19 protein-coding genes are annotated in these 17,221 nt (G+C 72.7%); 6 read left to right on the forward strand and 13 right to left on the reverse strand.

The window, feature by feature from the left end; genetic code table 11:
• Nucleotides 1-103 precede the first annotated feature (103 nt).
• Nucleotides 104-667 (forward strand): hypothetical protein, encoded by a 564-nt coding sequence (locus tag ACIRSS_RS45515; protein WP_400907275.1) that lies wholly within the window; start codon nucleotides 104-106, stop codon nucleotides 665-667.
• Here the strand turns inward: ACIRSS_RS45515 and ACIRSS_RS45520 are convergent.
• The 7 genes from ACIRSS_RS45520 to ACIRSS_RS45550 all read right to left on the reverse strand — a co-directional run bounded on the left by ACIRSS_RS45520 (nucleotide 664) and on the right by ACIRSS_RS45550 (nucleotide 5,578).
• A complete protein-coding gene (locus ACIRSS_RS45520) occupies nucleotides 664-1,545 on the reverse strand; it encodes a diacylglycerol/lipid kinase family protein (protein WP_400907278.1) in 882 nt (293 codons plus the stop codon). The two genes, ACIRSS_RS45515 and ACIRSS_RS45520, sit on opposite strands and share 4 nt — an antisense overlap.
• The gene (gene tatC, locus ACIRSS_RS45525) at nucleotides 1,545-2,519 is read right to left on the reverse strand and encodes a twin-arginine translocase subunit TatC (RefSeq protein WP_400907281.1); all 975 of its coding nucleotides are present in this window, start codon (nucleotides 2,517-2,519) and stop codon (nucleotides 1,545-1,547) included. Before tatC ends, ACIRSS_RS45520 begins: the two co-directional genes overlap by 1 nt.
• 84 nt (nucleotides 2,520-2,603) lie before the next feature.
• Nucleotides 2,604-2,891, reverse strand: a complete 288-nt coding sequence (tatA, locus tag ACIRSS_RS45530; protein WP_400907285.1) for a Sec-independent protein translocase subunit TatA — start codon at nucleotides 2,889-2,891, stop codon at nucleotides 2,604-2,606.
• 61 nt (nucleotides 2,892-2,952) lie between these two features.
• Nucleotides 2,953-3,165 carry a bacteriophage holin gene (locus tag ACIRSS_RS45535; protein ID WP_400907288.1) on the reverse strand — a complete coding sequence of 71 codons (213 nt, stop codon included), beginning with the start codon at nucleotides 3,163-3,165 and terminating at the stop codon, nucleotides 2,953-2,955.
• 10 nt (nucleotides 3,166-3,175) lie between these two features.
• Nucleotides 3,176-4,156: a helix-turn-helix transcriptional regulator gene (locus tag ACIRSS_RS45540; protein WP_400907290.1), complete on the reverse strand. Its 981-nt coding sequence runs from the start codon at nucleotides 4,154-4,156 to the stop codon at nucleotides 3,176-3,178.
• Nucleotides 4,153-5,136, reverse strand: coding sequence for a helix-turn-helix transcriptional regulator (locus ACIRSS_RS45545; protein ID WP_400907293.1), 984 nt, complete (start codon nucleotides 5,134-5,136; stop codon nucleotides 4,153-4,155). The genes ACIRSS_RS45540 and ACIRSS_RS45545 overlap by 4 nt, the downstream gene beginning before the upstream one ends.
• 10 nt (nucleotides 5,137-5,146) lie before the next feature.
• A complete protein-coding gene (locus ACIRSS_RS45550; protein ID WP_400907296.1) occupies nucleotides 5,147-5,578 on the reverse strand; it encodes a winged helix-turn-helix transcriptional regulator in 432 nt (143 codons plus the stop codon).
• 107 nt (nucleotides 5,579-5,685) lie between these two features.
• Here ACIRSS_RS45550 and ACIRSS_RS45555 point away from each other — a divergent pair, with 107 nt between their 5' ends.
• Together ACIRSS_RS45555 and ACIRSS_RS45560 are read left to right on the forward strand one after the other, a co-directional pair.
• Nucleotides 5,686-6,660 (forward strand): NADP-dependent oxidoreductase, encoded by a 975-nt coding sequence (locus tag ACIRSS_RS45555; RefSeq protein ID WP_400907298.1) that lies wholly within the window; start codon nucleotides 5,686-5,688, stop codon nucleotides 6,658-6,660.
• A gap of 21 nt (nucleotides 6,661-6,681) precedes the next feature.
• Nucleotides 6,682-7,380: an SDR family oxidoreductase gene (locus tag ACIRSS_RS45560; RefSeq protein ID WP_400907301.1), complete on the forward strand. Its 699-nt coding sequence runs from the start codon at nucleotides 6,682-6,684 to the stop codon at nucleotides 7,378-7,380.
• Here ACIRSS_RS45560 and ACIRSS_RS45565 read toward each other — a convergent pair.
• Together ACIRSS_RS45565 and pafA are read right to left on the reverse strand one after the other, a co-directional pair.
• The gene (locus ACIRSS_RS45565; protein ID WP_400907304.1) at nucleotides 7,377-8,399 is read right to left on the reverse strand and encodes a WD40/YVTN/BNR-like repeat-containing protein; all 1,023 of its coding nucleotides are present in this window, start codon (nucleotides 8,397-8,399) and stop codon (nucleotides 7,377-7,379) included. The genes ACIRSS_RS45560 and ACIRSS_RS45565 overlap by 4 nt on opposite strands.
• Nucleotides 8,400-8,462: 63 nt before the next feature.
• Nucleotides 8,463-9,821 (reverse strand): Pup--protein ligase, encoded by a 1,359-nt coding sequence (pafA, locus tag ACIRSS_RS45570; RefSeq protein ID WP_400907307.1) that lies wholly within the window; start codon nucleotides 9,819-9,821, stop codon nucleotides 8,463-8,465.
• A 199-nt stretch (nucleotides 9,822-10,020) separates the two neighbouring features.
• On the opposite strand from pafA, the gene ACIRSS_RS45575 reads away from it, so the two are divergent.
• The 3 genes from ACIRSS_RS45575 (at nucleotide 10,021) to ACIRSS_RS45585 (ending at nucleotide 13,559) form a co-directional block, all read left to right on the forward strand.
• Entirely contained in the window at nucleotides 10,021-11,445 is a 1,425-nt protein-coding gene (locus ACIRSS_RS45575) for a bifunctional phosphatase PAP2/diacylglycerol kinase family protein (protein WP_400907815.1), read from the forward strand.
• 103 nt (nucleotides 11,446-11,548) lie between these two features.
• A complete protein-coding gene (locus ACIRSS_RS45580; protein ID WP_400907310.1) occupies nucleotides 11,549-12,751 on the forward strand; it encodes an alpha/beta hydrolase in 1,203 nt (400 codons plus the stop codon).
• 31 nt (nucleotides 12,752-12,782) lie between these two features.
• The gene (locus tag ACIRSS_RS45585) at nucleotides 12,783-13,559 is read left to right on the forward strand and encodes a class I SAM-dependent methyltransferase (protein ID WP_400907313.1); all 777 of its coding nucleotides are present in this window, start codon (nucleotides 12,783-12,785) and stop codon (nucleotides 13,557-13,559) included.
• A gap of 37 nt (nucleotides 13,560-13,596) precedes the next feature.
• On the opposite strand, the gene prcA is transcribed toward ACIRSS_RS45585, so the two are convergent.
• From prcA to dop, 4 genes are all read right to left on the reverse strand, one after another.
• Complete coding sequence (prcA, locus tag ACIRSS_RS45590) at nucleotides 13,597-14,400, reverse strand: proteasome subunit alpha (protein WP_400907316.1); 804 nt, start codon at nucleotides 14,398-14,400, stop codon at nucleotides 13,597-13,599.
• Nucleotides 14,401-14,454: 54 nt separating this feature from the next.
• Nucleotides 14,455-15,309 (reverse strand): proteasome subunit beta, encoded by an 855-nt coding sequence (gene prcB, locus ACIRSS_RS45595; protein WP_400907318.1) that lies wholly within the window; start codon nucleotides 15,307-15,309, stop codon nucleotides 14,455-14,457.
• Between the two features lie 111 nt (nucleotides 15,310-15,420).
• On the reverse strand, nucleotides 15,421-15,615 hold the full coding sequence (locus tag ACIRSS_RS45600; RefSeq protein WP_013226725.1) for a ubiquitin-like protein Pup: 195 nt from the start codon (nucleotides 15,613-15,615) through the stop codon (nucleotides 15,421-15,423).
• A gap of 86 nt (nucleotides 15,616-15,701) precedes the next feature.
• Nucleotides 15,702-17,204, reverse strand: a complete 1,503-nt coding sequence (gene dop / locus ACIRSS_RS45605) for a depupylase/deamidase Dop (protein WP_400907321.1) — start codon at nucleotides 17,202-17,204, stop codon at nucleotides 15,702-15,704.
• Nucleotides 17,205-17,221 lie beyond the last annotated feature (17 nt).

The raw sequence follows: 17,221 nt of genomic DNA on the forward strand, positions 1-17,221 counted from the left end.
CTTTTTCGCGCGAGCACCGCGCGGCGGTGCTCGCGCCCATCGGCCGCCGTATAGGTCGTTATACACAGGGAACCGGTGCGGGTGCGGCGGCGTCGGAGGCTGCATGACCGAACGGTGTCCGAGCTGCGGGCAGCTGGACCAGGTGCAGCACGTGCCCGCCGTCTACCAGGGCGGGCACGCGTTCTTCCGCGGGCAGGGGCCGACGGTGGCGGTGCCCACCGGGGACGGGCTCGTCTACACGAGCAGCCAGGTCAGCGGGGTTTCGGTGTCGGCGGTGGCCCGGTCGCTGGACCCCTTCCCTCCCCCGCGCCGCAGCGGCGGCCTGGTGGCGGCGGTCATCGCCCTGGTGCTGGTCGGGAGCTGTTTCCTGGCGTTGCCGCTCTCGTCGCTGGACGACCCGCCGCCGGGCGGGGCGCTGGGGATCGCGGTGATCTCGTTGCCCGCGTTGTGCGTGTACGTCGCCGCGGGTGTGGTGATCTGGCTGTACGTCCGGCGGCTGCGGGCCCACCGGCGTCAGCGGCGCGGGGTGCCGGCGGCGCGGCAGGTGTGGGAGCAGGGCTGGTTCTGCCACCGCTGCGGCGGGGTGTACTTCGCCGACGCCGGGCGGCTGCTGACGCCGGCGCACTTCCGGCAGCTCGTGGCCCGCGCCGGCGGTTACGAGCGTTAGGCCAGCACGGTCAGCGCGCCCGGGACGCAGCTGACCGTCACCGGCACGCTCCCCTGCGGCTCGCCGTCGGCGTAGGCCGGCCAGCTGTTGCCCGCCAGGGTGACCGACCGGGCGCGCAGGGTCCGGACCGCCGGGTGCGTGAGGTGCTTGCCCGTGCGCAGGCCGGGCAGCATGCGGATCAGGCCGCGGCGGGTCAGGTCCCCCACGACCGTCACGTCGAAGACGCCGTCCTCGGGGTCGGCCGTCGGGCAGATGGGGACGCCACCGCCGTAGAAGCGGGTGTTGCCGACCGCCACCAGGGTCGCGTCGAGCTCCAGGCGTTCGGTGCCGGTGTCGACGACGACCGGGCGGGAGCGGAACGCGGCCAGTTCGGCGAGGATCGCGACGTCGTAGCGGCGCGGCCCGGACGGCCAGCGCATCCGGTTGGCGCGCTCGTTGACGCCGGCGTCGAACCCGGCGCACAGCACCGTCGCGAACCAGGTGTCGCCGAGGCGGCCGAGGTCGATGCGCCGCCGGGCGCCCGATTTCAGGGCCGCCACCAGCGCCTCGACCGCGGGCAGCGGCTCGCCGGGAACGCCGAGGGCCCGGGCGAAGTCGTTGCCGGTGCCCGCCGGGACCAGGCCGAGCGCGACGTCGTGGTTCGCGCAGAACTGGACGCCCTGGTGGGCGGCGCCGTCACCGCCCAGGACGACCAGGACGTCGAGGCCGGCGTCGTGGGAGGTCCGCATCAGCTCGCGGGACTCCTCGACCGTGTTGGCGACCAGCACGTCGAGGCGGTCGACGGTGGTGCGCAGCCGGTCGGCGACGGTGTCGGCGATCCGGGCGGCCGCGCCGTGTCCCGAAGCGGGGTGCACGGCGAGCGCGGCGTGGAGCCCCACTACGTGATGTCGTCGGTGCCGGAGGACCGGCCGCCGGACGCGGTCGGGGCGGACGGTTCGTCGTCGATCGTGCTCGGCGTGTAGTTGAACGGAGCGGCCTCGTCGTCGTCGAGCTGGTCCCAGCCCTCGTCCGCGCGGTCGCGGTCCTTCTTGCGGTCGTGGATGCGGGCGAGCTGGATGGACAGCTCGAACAGCAGCGTCAGCGCGCCGGCCAGGCCGAGCATCGAGAACGGGTCCGAGCCGGGGGTGACGAAGGCGGCGAAGACGAACAGCCCGAACACGATGCCGCGGCGCCACTTCTTCAGCTGCCGGTACTTGACCACGCCGACGCGGTTCAGCATCACCACCAGCAGCGGGAGCTCGAAGCTGATCCCGAAGATGATCAGCAGCGACAGCATGAACGAGATGTACTTGTCCGCGGTCAGCGCGGTGATGAACTCTTCCTGCCCGAAGCCCATCAGCAGCTGCAGGGCGTGCGGGAAGAGCAGGTAGGCCAGCACGGCGCCGGCGGCGAAGAGGACCGAGGCGAACCCGACGAAGGTCAGCGCGTACTTGCGCTCCTTCGAGTACAGGCCGGGCGCGATGAACGCCCAGACCTGGTAGAGCCACAGCGGCGAGAACAGCACGGCCCCGGCGGCCAGACCGACCTTCAGCTGGATCATGAAGGCCTCGAACGGCACGGTCTGCAGCAGCTGGCAGCCCTGGTAGCCGTTGAGGCGCCGGTTCGGCGGGATGGCGCAGTACGGGTCCTTGACGATCTCGCCGAGCGACGGGATCGGCCCGACCTTGGTGCTGAACCAGAAGAACCCGACGATGCCGCCGATGACGACGGCGAGCAGCGCGAAGCCGAGACGGCGGCGGAACTCGTAGATGTGCTCGATGAGCGTCATCGTGCCGTCGGGGTTCATCCGGCGGCTGCGCTTGCGCCGCTTCGACCGGCGGCTGGTGCCGTTTCCGGAGGCGGGTTCCGCCACGGGGTGTTCCGTTCTCGTCGGAGTCCGGCGGAGCGCGCCGGGCCGGCGCGCTCCGTGGACCAGGGACCGGGTGTGGCCCAGCCGTCAGCTGGCGTTCTTCTGCGGCTGGTCGGCCGCCTGCTGCTTCTTCAGCTCGTCGAGCTGCCGCTGCAGGTCGGCGACCTGCTGGTCGGTCGCGCCGGTGGGGGCGGGCGTGGCCGGGATCTGCTTCGTCTCGACCGGCTCGGCGTCCTCGTGCGAGGTGCTCTTGTCGCCCGCGAGGTCCTTGGTCTCGGCCTTGAAGATCTTCATGGACTTGCCGATCGACCGCGCCGCATCGGGAAGCCGCTTGGCCCCGAACAGCAGCACGACGAGCAGCACCAAGATGATCAAATGCCATCCTTGCAATCCGTTGGCGAACAAGATGGCCTCCTATCTGCGTCTGGTAGGGATGTTACTGGTTTTCCGGTTTCCGGCGGCGCTCCGCGAAGGCGACGCGCAGCGCGGCCGACCGGGCGCGGAGCAAACCGGCCCGGTCCTGGGTGTTCGTAGCCACCATGCTTGCGGTCTGCCGGAAACCACGCAAGACCTTGCCGGTTCGCACCAGCAGGACCACGAGCAGCAGCAGGCCGAGCGCGGCGAGCGCGACGGTGGGCAGGTACGGCACGTCGATCACCCTAGTGGTCGCAGGTTGACGGAAGGTGACGGGCTCGGGCCACGGCGTCGGCCGCGCGGCGTCGGACGTCCGACGCGAGGTCGGCCGGGCTCTCCACCAGCACTTCTCCGCCCAAGCCCAGCACGAGGCGCACCATCCACGACTGGTCGGCGTAGCGCATCCGGATCCGCAGCCGGCCGCCGTCGAGCTCGTCGAGCTCCTCGCACGGGTAGTACTCGGCTACCCAGCGTGCGTCCGGGTCGAGGACCAGCACCGCCTCCCGCTGGTCGGGACGCTCGCGGAAGACGCCCTCCGAAATGTCGGTCGGGTGCGCGTGCGCGGGCGGGCGCGAGGGCTCGTCGAGGATCGTCAGGTCGTCGATCCGGTCGAGCCGGAACAGCCGGACGCCCTCGGCGCGGCGGCACCAGGCCTCCAGGTAGCCGACCGCCTGGACGATCAGCAGCCGCATCGGGTCGACCGTGCGCTCGGTGATCTGGTCCTTGGACGCGGTGTAGTAGCGCATCCGCACCGCCCGCCGGTCCTGCAGCGCGCGGGCGACCTCCTCGCGGGTCCGCGCGGTCTTCTTGCCCTCGCGCACCCCGCCGCCGACGACCACGCCCGCCGGCTGGGCCTGCCCGGCCGCGGCCTCGATCTTGGCGATGGAACGGCGGACGGCGTCGCCGTCGAGCACCCCCGGCGTCTCGGCCAGTGCCCGCAGCGCGACCAGCAGCGCGGTGGCCTCGCCGCCGGTGAGCCGCAGCGGGCGGTTCATCCCGGCGTCGTGGGTGACGACGATCGTGTCGCCCTCGAAGGACAGGTCGATCAGGTCGCCGGGCCCGTAGCCGGGCAGCCCGCACATCCACAGCAGCTCGAGGTCCTTGCGCAGCTGCCTCGGCGTGACGTCGAAGTCCTGCGCGGCTTCGTCGACGCGGATGCCCGGGCGCGCGAGCAGGTACGGGACGAGCGCGAGCAGTCTCGGCATCCGGTCGGTGGACCCGCTCACCGGCCGCTCCCCTGCCGGGCCACGACGGCTTCGAGCCGGTCCTGGACGGTCTTGGCCAGCACGTCGGGTTCGAGCACGACGACGTCCGGGCCCTGCGCGGTGATCCAGTCGGCCGCCGACTCGGGGAAGTAGAGCCCGATCTCGACGAGGTCGCCCTCTTCGCCGTCGATGGTGGACCGGCCGACGACGGTGCCGCGGCGACGGACCCCGGCGGCGCGGCCGTCGGCGACCCACAGCCGCGCGGTGGTCACCGGCGCCGGTTCGGACTCCCCCGTCACCGAGACGAGCTTGAGCAGGTTGACGCCCTCGGGGCGCTGCACCTCGCCGGGCTTGCCGACGGTCCGGACCTGACCGGTGACGCGGGAAAGGCGGAAGCAGCGGGTCGCGCCGCGGTCGCGGTCGTGCCCGACCACGTACCAGCGGGCCCGCCACGACACGACGCCCCAGGGTTCGAGGGTCCGCATGATGCGTTCGGGCGAGCCGCTGCGGCGGTACTCGAAGCGGACGGCCTGGCCGTTCTGCACGGCGGCCAGCAGCGGCCCGAACGCCGGTTCGGCGCGCACGCGCGGCTCGACGACGGTGGGGGCCTGGTCGTCGACCTCCAGGCCGGCGGCGCGCAGCTTCACGAGGGCGCCCTGGGCCTGCCCGGTCAGCTCCGGCGAGTCCCACAGCCGCGACGCGAGCGCGACGGCGGCGGCTTCGTCGGGGGCCAGGTCGATCTCGCCGAGCTCGTAGTCGCGGCGGGCGATGCGGTAGCCCTCGATGGCGTCGAAGGCGGAGTTGCGGCCGGTCTCCAGGGGGATGCCGAGCTCGCGCAGCTCGGTCTTGTCCCGTTCGAACGTCCGGAAGAAGGCGTCGTCGCTGGCCGCGTCGCCGTACCCGGGCACGATGCCGCGGATCCGCTCGGCAGTGAGGTACTGCCGGGTGGACAGGAGGGCCAGTACCAGATTGACCAGCCGTTCGGCGCGTGCGGTGGACACCCGGTAGAGCCTAGCCCGCGCCGCCCGGCCCGATCGTGAGGTCCGGGGTGCGCGCGTCGTAATCGGCGCGGGCGGTGCTGACGGCGTCGAAGTTCGCCTCGGCCCAGTCCTTGAACCCGGCCATCAGCGCGCGCAGGCTTTCCCCCAGCGGCGTAAGGGAATAGTCGACGCGGACGGGCACCGACGCGGTCACCTCGCGGCGGATCAGCCCGTCGCGTTCGAGCACCCGCAGGGTCTGGGTGAGCATCTTCTGGCTGACCCCGGCGATGCGCCGCGAAAGGTCGCTGTAGCGCCGCGGCCCGTCACCGAGCGCGACGAGCACCAGGCTGACCCACTTGCCGGCGATCTCGTCGAGCAGCTTCCGGGTGGGGCAGGCGGCGAGGTAGGCGTCGTAGGCGGCCTTTTCGGCCAGCCGCCGCTGTTCCGCCGTGCGCGTGGGCACCGGGCGAACCTCCTGGTACGTGGGGAACCTGCGGGTGCGTACTTCCCGATGGAGAGTAGCTCCCCATAGGTTCGCGGGGAAGGTTTCCGGTCGGTGAGGAGTGTTCGATGCGGGCGATCGTGGTCCGGCGGTTCGGGGGTCCCGAGGTGCTGGAGTCGGTGGAGGTGCCGGTGCCGGAGCCCGGTCCGGGGCAGGTCCGGATCCGGGTGGCGGCGGCCGCGGTGAACCCGGTGGATCTCGCGACCCGCACCGGGATCCTGACCGAGGTCGGGGTGATCCCGCCGCGGGAAGTGCTCGGGCTGGGGTGGGACGTGGCGGGCGGGGTCGACGCGGTCGGCGAGGTCGGAGGGGCCGAGATCGGCGGGCCCGGCCGTCGGCAGCCGAGCGCCCGGCCGGCCGGGAGGCGGCCGCCGTTCCAGGTCGGCGATGCCGTCATCGGACTGCGCGACCGGATCGCCACTCCCCTGGGCGCGTACGCCGAGCAGATCGTCCTCGACGCGTCGGCGGTCGCCCTCGCGCCCACCGGTATGTCCGCGGTCGAAGCGGCCACCCTCCCGCTCAACGCCCTCACCGCCGCCCAGGCGCTCGACCTCGCCGAAACCGACGGGACCGTCCTGGTCACCGGCGCGGCGGGCGCGGTCGGCGGGTACGCCGTCTCACTGGCCCACGCCCGGAAGCGGCGGGTCGTCGCCGTCGCGTCCGAGGCCGACGAAGCCCTCGTCCGCGGCTTCGGCGCGGACGACTTCGTCCCCCGAGGCCCCGCGCTCGGCGACCGCGTGCGCGCGCTCGTGCCGGACGGGGTGGACGCTGCCCTCGACACCGCCCTGCTCGGTCTGGACGCGCTCGACGCGGTCCGTGGCGGTGGCGAGTTCGTCGCCTTCGCCGCCGGAGCCGCCCCGATCCCCCTGCGCGGGATCCGCGTGCGGAACGTCTGGATCCGCGCCGACGGCGAACGGCTGGCCGAGCTGGCCGGAACCCTTCCCCCGCGCGTCGCCGGCGTGCTGCCGCTGACGCGGGCCGCCGAAGCCCACGAACGGCTGGCCGCGGCCGGCCTGCGCGGCCGGCTCGTGCTGACCCCGTGAATTCTCCCTAGCCTGGGCGGTATGGATGATCGCGTTCTTCTCATCACCGGCGCCTCGCGCGGCCTCGGGGCCGCCACCGCGCGCCTCGCCGCCGGCTCCGGGTTCAAGGTCGCTCTCGTCGCCCGCAAGGCCGAGTCCGTCACGTCCCTCGCCGCCGAGCTCGGCGAGGACAACGCCCTCGCCCTCGGCGCCGACGTCGGCGACTGGCCGGCCATCTCCGGTGCCGTCGCCGCGACCGTCGAGCGGTTCGGCCGGCTCGACGCGGCCTTCGCGAACGCCGGGATCGGCGTCGGCACCTCGTTCTTCGGCGACGACGACCCCGACCCGCGGGCCTGGGAACCGATGGTGCGCACCAACGTCCTCGGCGCGGCCTACACCGCCCGCGCCGCGCTGCCGGCGTTGCGGGAGTCGGCCGGGCACCTGCTCATCACCGGCTCGGTCGCCGGGCGGTACATCCGCAACGCCAGCCTGTACTCGGTGACGAAGTGGGCCGTGACCGGGCTGGCCGGCGCGATCCGCGAGGAGGCGGTCGGCACCGGCGTGCGCGTCACGCTGATCAACCCCGGCATGACCGACACCGACATCCTCAGCGACGAGCAGCGCAAGAAGCCCAACCTGCACGCGGACGACATCGCCCGCGCGGCGCTCTACGCGCTGTCCCAGCCGCCGTCGGTGGACGTCAACGAGATCATGGTCCGCCCGACCGGCCAGGTGCTCTAGCGAAGCCGGGCGACGCGCCCCTGGACGCCGCTGGCCCAGCAGCTCGACCCGGCGCAGTCGACGCTGTCGAAGCTGCCGGTGTCGAACGCCGTCCAGTGCCGCCCGCCGTCCGGGCTGTAGTCGCTGCCGCCCGGGCCGACGGCCAGGAGCGTCCCGCCGCGCCAGGCCACCCCGGAGCGGTACCCCGCCGGGTACTGCGCCGGGGTGCGCCAGGTCCGGCCGGCGTCCCCGGTCAGCGCGACGGCCGGGCCGGGCGCGGTCGGGTTGGCGAAGTCGCCGCCGATCGCGACGCCCTGGCGCGGGTTCCGGAACGCGAGGGCGAACACGCCGGCCGACGCGCTGCTCGGCAACGGCGTGTCGGAGGCGCTCCAGTGGCGGCCGCCGTCGCCGGAGTGCAGGACGCGGGCGGTCGCGCCGCCGCCGGTGGCGAGCCAGGCGTCGAACGGCCCGGCCGTGGTGACGCACTGGCCGCTGGCGGCGAACCCGGCCTCACCGGGCAACGCAGGCGGGAAGCCGCTGTCGGGGACCTGCCGCCAGCTGCGGCCGCCGTCGAAGGTGGCCTGGACGCGGAACCGGCCGTCGACCGGGTCGCTCATCGCGAGCCCGCGCCACGGGTCGAAGAAGGCGAGGCAGTCGTAGAAGGCCGCGGTGTCGGTGTTCTGGAACGTCTGCCGCCAGTGCGCGCCGCCGTCGTCGGTCCGGTAGACGCGGGAGTCGGTCCCGGACCCGATCGACAGCACCACGGCGTGGTCGGCGTCGAAGGCCTCGATGTCGCGGAACTGGAGGGCCTCGGTGCCGGGCGGTCCCACGGACTTCCAGGTGGCGCCGCCGTCGGTGGTGCGCAGGACGGTGCCCTGCGTGCCGCTGACCCACGCCACCCGCGCGCTGACGGCGGACAGGCCGCGGAACTGGGCGGTCACCCCGGTCGCCTTGAGCTCCCAAGCCGGCCGGTGCTCACCCGCCGACGCCGGGGCGGCGAGCGAAACCAGCAGGGCGCACACGAGCAGCACGACACGCATGCGGGAGATCCTGCCGCACCCGCCCGGCGACTTTCGTAGGGAACACCGGGCGGGCAGGCCGGGCTAGAGCGAGCTGATCAGGCGTTCGACGCGCTCGTCGACCGAGCGGAACGGGTCCTTGCACAGGACCGTGCGCTGGGCCTGGTCGTTCAGCTTCAGGTGGACCCAGTCGACCGTGAAGTCGCGGCCCGCGGCCTGGGCGGCGGCGATGAAGTCGCCGCGCAGCTTCGCGCGGGTCGTCTGGGGCGGGGTGTCCTTGGCGGCCTCGATCTCGCCGTCGTCGGTGACCCGGCGGACCAGGCCCTTGCGCTGGAGCAGGTCGAAGATGCCCCGGCCCCGGCGGATGTCGTGGTAGGCCAGGTCGAGCTGCGCGATGCGCGGGCTGGACAGGTCCAGGTCGTGCTTGTGCCGGTAGCGCTCGACCAGCCGGTGCTTGATCGCCCAGTCGATCTCGGTGTCGATCTTGCCGAAGTCCTGCTGCTCGACCGCGTCCAGCGCCCGGCCCCACAGCTCGACGACGCGCTCGTTCGCCGCGGTCGAGCCGTTGTCCTTGATGTGCTGGACGGCGCGGGCGTAGTACTCGCGCTGGATGTCCAGCGCGGAGGCCTCGCGCCCGCCGGCGAGGCGCACCTGGCGGCGGCCGGTGAGGTCGTGGCTGATCTCGCGGATCGCCCGGATCGGGTTGTCCAGGGTGAAGTCGCGGAACTGGACGCCGGCCTCGATCATCTCGAGCACCAGGTTCGCCGAGCCGACCTTGAGCATGGTCGTCGGCTCGGCCATGTTCGAGTCGCCCACGATGACGTGCAGGCGCCGGTAGCGCTCGGCGTCGGCGTGCGGCTCGTCGCGGGTGTTGATGATGGGCCGCGACCGCGTCGTGGCGCTGGAGACGCCCTCCCAGATGTGCTCCGCACGCTGGGAGAGGCAGTAGACCGCGCCGCGCGGGGTCTGCAGCACCTTGCCGGCGCCGCAGATGAGCTGCCGGGTCACCAGGAACGGCAGCAGCACGTCCGCGATCCGCGAGAACTCACCCGCGCGGGTCACCAGGTAGTTCTCGTGGCAGCCGTAGGAGTTGCCCGCGGAGTCGGTGTTGTTCTTGAACAGGAAGATGTCGCCGCCGATGCCCTCGTCGGCGAGCCGCCGTTCGGCGTCGACCAGCAGGTCCTCGAGGATGCGCTCCCCGGCCTTGTCGTGGGTGACCAGCTGGACGAGGTCGTCGCACTCGGCCGTCGCGTACTCGGGGTGCGAGCCCACGTCCAGGTAGAGCCGGGAGCCGTTCGACAGGAAGACGTTCGATGAGCGTCCCCACGAGACGACCCGCCGGAAGAGGTAGCGCGCCACCTCGTCGGGCGAGAGCCTGCGCTGTCCGTGGAAGGTGCACGTGACCCCGAACTCGGTCTCGATGCCAAAGATCCGCCGCTGCATCCCACCAGAGTAGGCGCTGCACCCCCTCCGACGGTGCGCCGTTCGGGCGTCGACACGCCCCCGGTCTGCCACAGACGGTGAAAACTCCCCGATTCAGGCACGATTGGAGCACTGCTCTTGACGACTTGGGGAAGGCGACTCCTTGACACACCAGCTGATCCAGGCCTTCCGGCGGGTCGGGCGCACCGACCGCGCCCTGATGCGGCGCAGCGCCGCCCTCCCGGCCACGAAAGCCGACGACGCGCTGATGGCGCTGTCCAGATCGGCGAACAAGTCCCGCCTCTGGTGGGGCGTCGCGGCGCTGCTCGCGGCGCGGAAGGGGCCCACGCGGCGCGCGGCGCTGCGCGGGGTCGTCGCGATCGCCGGGGCCAGCGCCGCCGCCAACCTGATCGGCAAGCCGCTCTTCCCGCGCCGCCGCCCGGCCGAGGAGGAGACGCCCGTACGCCGCCGCCTGCGGAAACGCCCGACGTCGTCGTCGTTCCCGTCGGGTCACTCAGCCTCCGCGGCCGCCTTCGCGACGGCGGTGGCGCTGGAGTCGCCGCGCGCCGGCCTCGCCGTGGCACCGCTCGCGCTGGCCGTGGCCTACTCGCGGGTCCACACCGGCGTCCACTGGCCCTCCGACGTGGGCGTCGGCCTGGGCATCGGGGTCGGCGTCGGCCTGGCGACCCGGCACTGGTGGCCGCTGCACGACGACGTCCCGGCCCGCACCGCCCACGACGCGGACGCGCCGGAGATGGTCGACGGCGACGACATGCTCGTGCTGGTCAACCCGAAGTCCGGGCTCGACGGCCAGGACCCGACCGACGAGGCCCGGTACGCCTGGCCGAAGGCCGAGATCCTCTACCCGGACCCCGACCAGGACCTGCGCGGCCAGCTCGAAGCCGAGATCGACGCCCGCGGGACGGTCCGCGCGCTCGGCGTCGCGGGCGGCGACGGCACGGTCGCGGCGGTCGCCTCGGTCGCCGCCGAACGCGACCTGCCGCTCGCGCTGATCCCGGCGGGGACGCTCAACCACTTCGCCCGTGACATCGGCGTCAGCTCGATGCCCGACGCCGACGCGGCGACCGAGCTCGGCAACGCCGTCGGCATCGACCTCGGCGAGGTCGAGATCGAGGGCGGCGACGGCACCGCGCACCGCTGGTTCGTCAACACCGCGAGCCTCGGCGGCTACCCGGAGATGGTCCGGCTGCGCGAGAAGCTCCAGGAGAAGCACCCCAAGTGGCCCTCGGCCGCGATCGCGCTGGCCCGCACGCTGCGCCACGCCCGGCCGCTGAGCGTGCGGCTCAACGGCAAGCGCACGCAGGTCTGGCTGCTGTTCGTCGGCAACGGCACGTACGCGCCGAAGGGCTTCGCGCCCAGCCGGCGGCCCGCGCTCGACACCGGCCTGCTCGACGTCCGGTACCTGCGCGCCGACCTGCCCTACTCGCGGGCCCGGTTCCTGCTGGCGATGGTCACCCGCAGCCTGGCGGCGAGCCACGTCTACCAGGAGCTCGACGTCGCCGAGCTGGACGTCGAGCTGCTGGACGGCCACCGCCGCGTCGCCACCGACGGCGAGGTCGGGCCGCTGGGCAACCGGTTCCGCTTCCGCTCCCGCCCGAGCGCGCTGACCATCTACCGTCTTTAAGAGCGCTTTACCTTTTCTCAACGAACCCTCAGCGTCCCCTGGCTAGCGTCTTGATCGAGTTGCGGGCAACCCTGCCCGCGGCCGGGGGATGAACGGGGTGTGGATGGACTGGTACGGCCTGGCGAGCGGCATCCACCGGGCCGGCACCGATCCGGTGCTGCCCGGCGACATCACCGCCCGCGCCCGTGACCTGGGCCCGTTCGAGTCGCCGCTGATCTGGCTGGCCTTCGCCTCCGCCGCCGTCGCGGTCCTCGCCGCCGTCATCGCGCTGTGGCGCCGGCGCCGGATCCGCCGCTGGGGCTTCACCGCCTTCGGCGTCCTGTTGCTGCTCGCCGGAGTAACTGCCCTGAACAGCTACGTCGGGTACGTCCGCACGTCGGACGACCTCGCACGGCTGCTGCAGAAGGGCCCCGGCCCGGTCAACCTGGCCGGGCGCCTGCTCGACGACGGCAAGGAGGCACCGTCGGAGTCGGACTCGGCGGTGTCGCGCCCCGGTGCGGGCAAGGCGGCCGCCGGCCAGCGGATCGACGTGGTGAACCTCCCCGACCCCGCGCACGGCGTCCCGTCCGGCGCGAACTACGTCGTCCTCCCGCCGGGCTACTCCGCCGACGCGACCCGCCGCTACCCGGTCGTCTACCTGATCCACGGCTACCCCTTCGGCGGCCCGCGCGACTGGCTGACCTCGGGCGACGCGCCCGGCACGCTGGTGGCCCTGCAGCAGGCGCACGTGATCGAGCCGATGATCGTCGTGAGCGTCGACCTGACGGCCGGGGTGCCCAGCACGGACTGGGAGTGCCTCGACGTCCCGGGCGGCCCGCAGCTGGAGACGTACCTGGCGCGCACGGTGGTCCCGGCGATCGACCAGCGCTACCGCACGGTCGCCGACCGCGGCCACCGCGCGCTGGGCGGCATGTCCGGCGGCGGCTACGGCGCGTTGAACATCGGCCTGCACCACGTGGACGAGTTCAGCACGCTGCTGATCGCCCTCCCGTACGACGACCTCAACGACTCGGTGGGGGTGCTGGACGGCAACAAGGCGGCGATCGCGGCCAACACCCCGCGCCGCTACCTGCCGACGATGAGCTTCCCGGCACCGATCTCGGTGATGCTGGCGGTGGGCACGGGCGCGCCGACCGACGTCACGACGGCCCGCCGCATCGCCGACGCGCTGCACGCCCGTGGCCAGGACGCGGTGGTCCACGCCGAGCGCGGGTTCAACCACACCTGGCACACGGCCCGGGCGACGCTGCCGTACCTGCTGGCGTTCGCCGACCAGAACTTCCGGGCCTCGCCCGCCACGTCCTGAAATCCGGTTGAGGCGTCCGAGACCCTGGGGCATGGACCTCGAGACGCACTACCTGACCGGCCCGGCCGAAGACTCCCGCCTGGCTCGCACCCCGCACGGCAGGCTCGAGTTCCTGCGGACGCGGGAACTGCTGCGGCGCTTCCTGCCCTTGCGTTCCCAGGTGCTCGACGTCGGGGGCGGCACGGGCGTCCACGCGGCCTGGCTGGCCGCCGACGGGCATCGGGTGCACCTGGTCGACGTCGTGCCCGCCCACGTCGCCGAAGCGGCGGCGCTGCCCGGCGTCACCGCCGAAGCCGGCGATGCCCGGGACCTCACCGCCGGGAACGCGTCGCAAGACGTGGTTCTGCTCCTGGGTCCGCTGTACCACCTCGTCGAGCCGGCGGGCCGCGCTCGCGCGCTGTCCGAGGCGTGGCGGGTCCTGCGCCCGGGCGGTCTCCTCGCGGCGGCGGGCATCAGCCGCTACCTGTCCGTGCTGGAGGCCGGCGCCGCGGGCACCTTGACCGACGCGCTCGCCGAGCCGGTCCGCGCCGTCGTGGAGACCGGCGCGTACGACGGTCATGTCGGCTTCGTCCCCACCCACTGGCACACCGCGGCCGAACTCCGCGACGAAGTGACCGCGGCGGGCTTCACCGGCACCGCCGTCTTCGGGGTCGAAGGACCTTCCTGGCCCGCACTGGACGAAGCAGGCCTGACGGAGTTCCCGCACCGCGTCGAAGCCGCGGTGCGGGCGGCGAGAATCGTCGAACAGGACCCGCTGCTCATCCACGCGAGCGCGCACCTGCTCGCCATCGCCCGGCGGCCCGCATGACGAAAGCGGGGGCGACGCCCCCGCTTTCGTGAGTTTCTTACTCGCCTTCCGGCTTGCTCTCCGGCTCCTCGCCCACCGGGTCCGGCACCGGCAGCAGCGAGTCCAGCGCCGTGCCCGTCAGGCGGCGGAACGACCGCCGCGGGCGGTCGCGGTCCAGCACCGCCACCTCCAGCTTGATCGGGTCGGCCTCGCCGTTGCCGTTCGCCGAAGCGGACGACGCGGCCGAGGACGCCGAGGAGCTCGACGACGCCGTCGAGGACGTCGACGGCTGGGCCGGCGTCCGCAGCGCGGCCACCGCCACACCCAAGGCCGCCTGCAGGTCCAGGCCGTCCTCGAACGTCTCCTTCAGCTTCGCCGCGATCTTCTCGTTCTGGCCGCCCATCACGATGTACTGCGGCTCGTCGAAGATCGACCCGTCGTAGGTCAGCCGGTACAGCTGGTCTTCCGCCGAGCTCGCCCCGACCTCCGCCACGCAGACCTCCACCTCGAACGGCTTCAGCTGCTCGGTGAAGATGCTGCCCAGGGTCGCCGCGTACGCGTTCGCCAGCGCCCGCGCGCTCACGTCACGCCGGTCGTACTGGTAGCCCTTCAGGTCCGCGTGCCGGATGCCCGCCACGCGCAGGTTCTCGAACTCGCTGTAGCGCCCGACCGCGGCGAAGCCGATCCGGTCGTAGATCTCGGACACCTTGTGCAGCGTGGCCGAGGGGTTCTCCGCCACGAACAGCACGCCGCCCGCGTACTTCAGCACCACGACGCTCCGGCCGCGCGCGATGCCCTTGCGCGCCAGCTCGGAACGCTCCCGCATCAGCTGCTCGGGAGAGGCATACAACGGCATCGTCACGGTGTGCGCTCCAGGTCTTCCGGTGGTTCCACGTTCACTGGTTCTCCGCCCGCGTCAGGAAAGCCGGCGCTGCTGGCGTTCGATCCGCCCCGCCACGACGGCTTCCGCGACCGCGGCGGTCTCCGACTCGGGCAGCTGCACGGCCCCGTGCTCGGCGGTGATCGTCACGACGCTCGGGAAGATCCGCCGCACCAGGTCCGGCCCGCCCGACGCGGTGTCGTCGTCGGCCGCGTCGTACAGCGCCTCGACCGCGACGCGGATCGCGCCCTCGGCGTCGGCGTCCGGGTCGTGCAGCTTCTTCAGCGCGGACTTCGCGAACAGCGAACCCGAGCCGATGCCCGCGTAGCCGCCGTTCTCCTCGTAGCGCCCGCCCGCGGCGTCGTACGAGACGATCCGCCCGGCGTGCTTGGCGTCCTCGGCCTCCAGGTCGTACCCCACGAACAGCGGGATGGCCGCCAGCCCGGCCATCGCCATCTCGAGGTTGCCCTTGACCATCCCGGCCAGCTTGTTCGTCTTGCCGTCCAGCGACAGCGAAACGCCCTCGATCTTCTCGTAGTGCGCGAGCTCCACGGCGTACAGCCGCACCATCTCCACGGCCAGCCCCGCCGTGCCCGCGATGCCCACGGCCGAGTACTCGTCGGTGACGTGCACCTTCTCGATGTCCCGGCTCGCGATCAGGTTCCCCGACGTCGCCCGCCGGTCACCCGCGATCAGCACCCCGCTCGCGAAGGTGCAGGCGACGATCGTCGTCCCGTGCGGCACACCCAGCTCCGCCACGCCCGGCGACACCTTCCGCTGGGGGAGCAGCTCAGGCGCCTGCTCGCGCAGGAAGTCCGAAAACGACGACGTCGCCGACGAGAAGTACGCGGCCGGCAGCGCGGGACCCGAGATGCCCCTGGTGTTGTCCATACGTGCTCAAAAATCCCATCTGTGCGGGCCGAAGCCCCGCGTGCGGCCAGCCGTCACGCGGAGCCCCGGCCGCCGGCTGAACGGTCGGCAAGGGCGCGGCGCCCGAGCGGCTTACTCGCCGCCCTTCTGCACGTAGGCCCGGACGAAGTCCTCGGCGTTCTCTTCGAGCACGTCGTCGATCTCGTCCAGGATCGTGTCCACGTCCTCGCCGAGCTTCTCGCGCCGCTCCTGACCCGCCGCGCCGGTGTCGTCGAACTCCTCGTCGGAGTCACCACCGCCGTGCTTTTCGATCTTTTCCTGGGCCATCTCGCCTCCCGGTCTGGCTGATGTTTCCTAGCCTACCCAGCGGCCCCGACATTCGGGGCAACGCCGCGATCGCTGGTGCGTCACGCCTAGTCCGAACCGGTGAGCGCCTCCACCAGGTCCTCCGCCGTCGCCGACTCGTCGAGCAGCTTGCCGACGTGGGCCTTCGTGCCCCGCAACGGCTCCAGGGTCGGGATCCGCACCAGCGACTCCTTGCCGACGTCGAAGATGACCGAATCCCACGAAGCCGCCGCGATCGACGTCGCGTACTTCTCCAGCGCCCGGCCCCGGAAGTAGGCCCGCGTGTCCGACGGCGGCGTCGTCACCGCGGCCAGCACCTCTTCCTCCGTCACCAGCCGCTTCATCGACCCGCGCGTCACGAGCCGGTTGTACAGGCCCTTCGCCAGCCGCACGTCCGAGTACTGCAGGTCCACCAGGCGCAGCCGCGGCGCGCCCCAGGCCAGCTGGTCCCGCTGCCGGTAGCCCTCCAGCAGCCGCAGCTTGGCCGGCCAGTCCAGCCGGTCCGCGCACTCCTGCGGGTCGCGGGCCAGCGCGTCCAGGACCTCGCCCCAGACCCGCAAGACCTCCTTGGACGCCTCGTCCGCGCCGGTGCGCTCCAGGTTCTGCGAAGCGATCTCGTGGTAGGCGAACTGCAGGTCCAGCCCGGTGTACTTCTTCCCGTTCGCCAGCGCGACCTGCGTCTTCAGCGTCGGGTCGTGGCTGATCTGGTGCACCGCCTTGACCGGCTCGTCGAGCTTCAGGTCGTCGAACCGGATGCCCGACTCGATCAGGTCCAGCACCAGCGCCGTCGTGCCGACCTTCAGGTACGTCGAGTACTCCGACATGTTCGCGTCACCGATGATGACGTGCAGCCGCCGGTACTTGTCCGCGTCCGCGTGCGGCTCGTCGCGGGTGTTGATGATCCCGCGCTTCAGCGTCGTCTCCAGGCCGACCTCGACCTCGATGTAGTCCGCACGCTGGGAGAGCTGGAACCCGGCCTCTTCGCTCTGCTGGCCGATCCCGACCCGGCCCGAGCCGGTCACGACCTGCCGCGACACGAAGAACGGCGTCAGCCCGGCGATGATCGCGGTGAACGGCGTCGAGCGCGCGCACAGGTAGTTCTCGTGCGTGCCGTAGCTCGCGCCCTTGCCGTCGACGTTGTTCTTGTACAGCTGCAGCTGGGGCTGGCCGGGCACGGACGCCGCCTTGAGCGCGGCCTCCTCCATCACCCGCTCCCCCGCCTTGTCCCAGATGACGGCGTCGCGCGCGTTCGTCACCTCCGGCGCTGAGTACTCCGGGTGCGCGTGGTCGACGTACAGCCGCGCGCCGTTGGTCAGGATGACGTTCGCCGCGCCGAGGTCCTCGACGTCCGGGTCGTGCCCCGGCCCGCCGGGCCCGGTCAGGTCGAACCCGCGCGCGTCGCGCAGCGGCGACTCCACCTCGTAGTCCCACCGCGCCCGCCGGGCGCGCGGGATGTCGGCCGCGGCCGCGTAGGCCAGCACGACCTGGGTCGAGGTGAGTACCGGGTTCGCCGTCGCGTCGCCCGGCACGGAGATGCCGTACTCGACTTCGGTTCCCATGATCCGCCGCATGTCCACCACCCTACGGG

This window comes from Amycolatopsis sp. NPDC101161, assembly GCF_044768185.1.
Taxonomy (GTDB): Bacteria; Actinomycetota; Actinomycetes; order Mycobacteriales; family Pseudonocardiaceae; genus Amycolatopsis.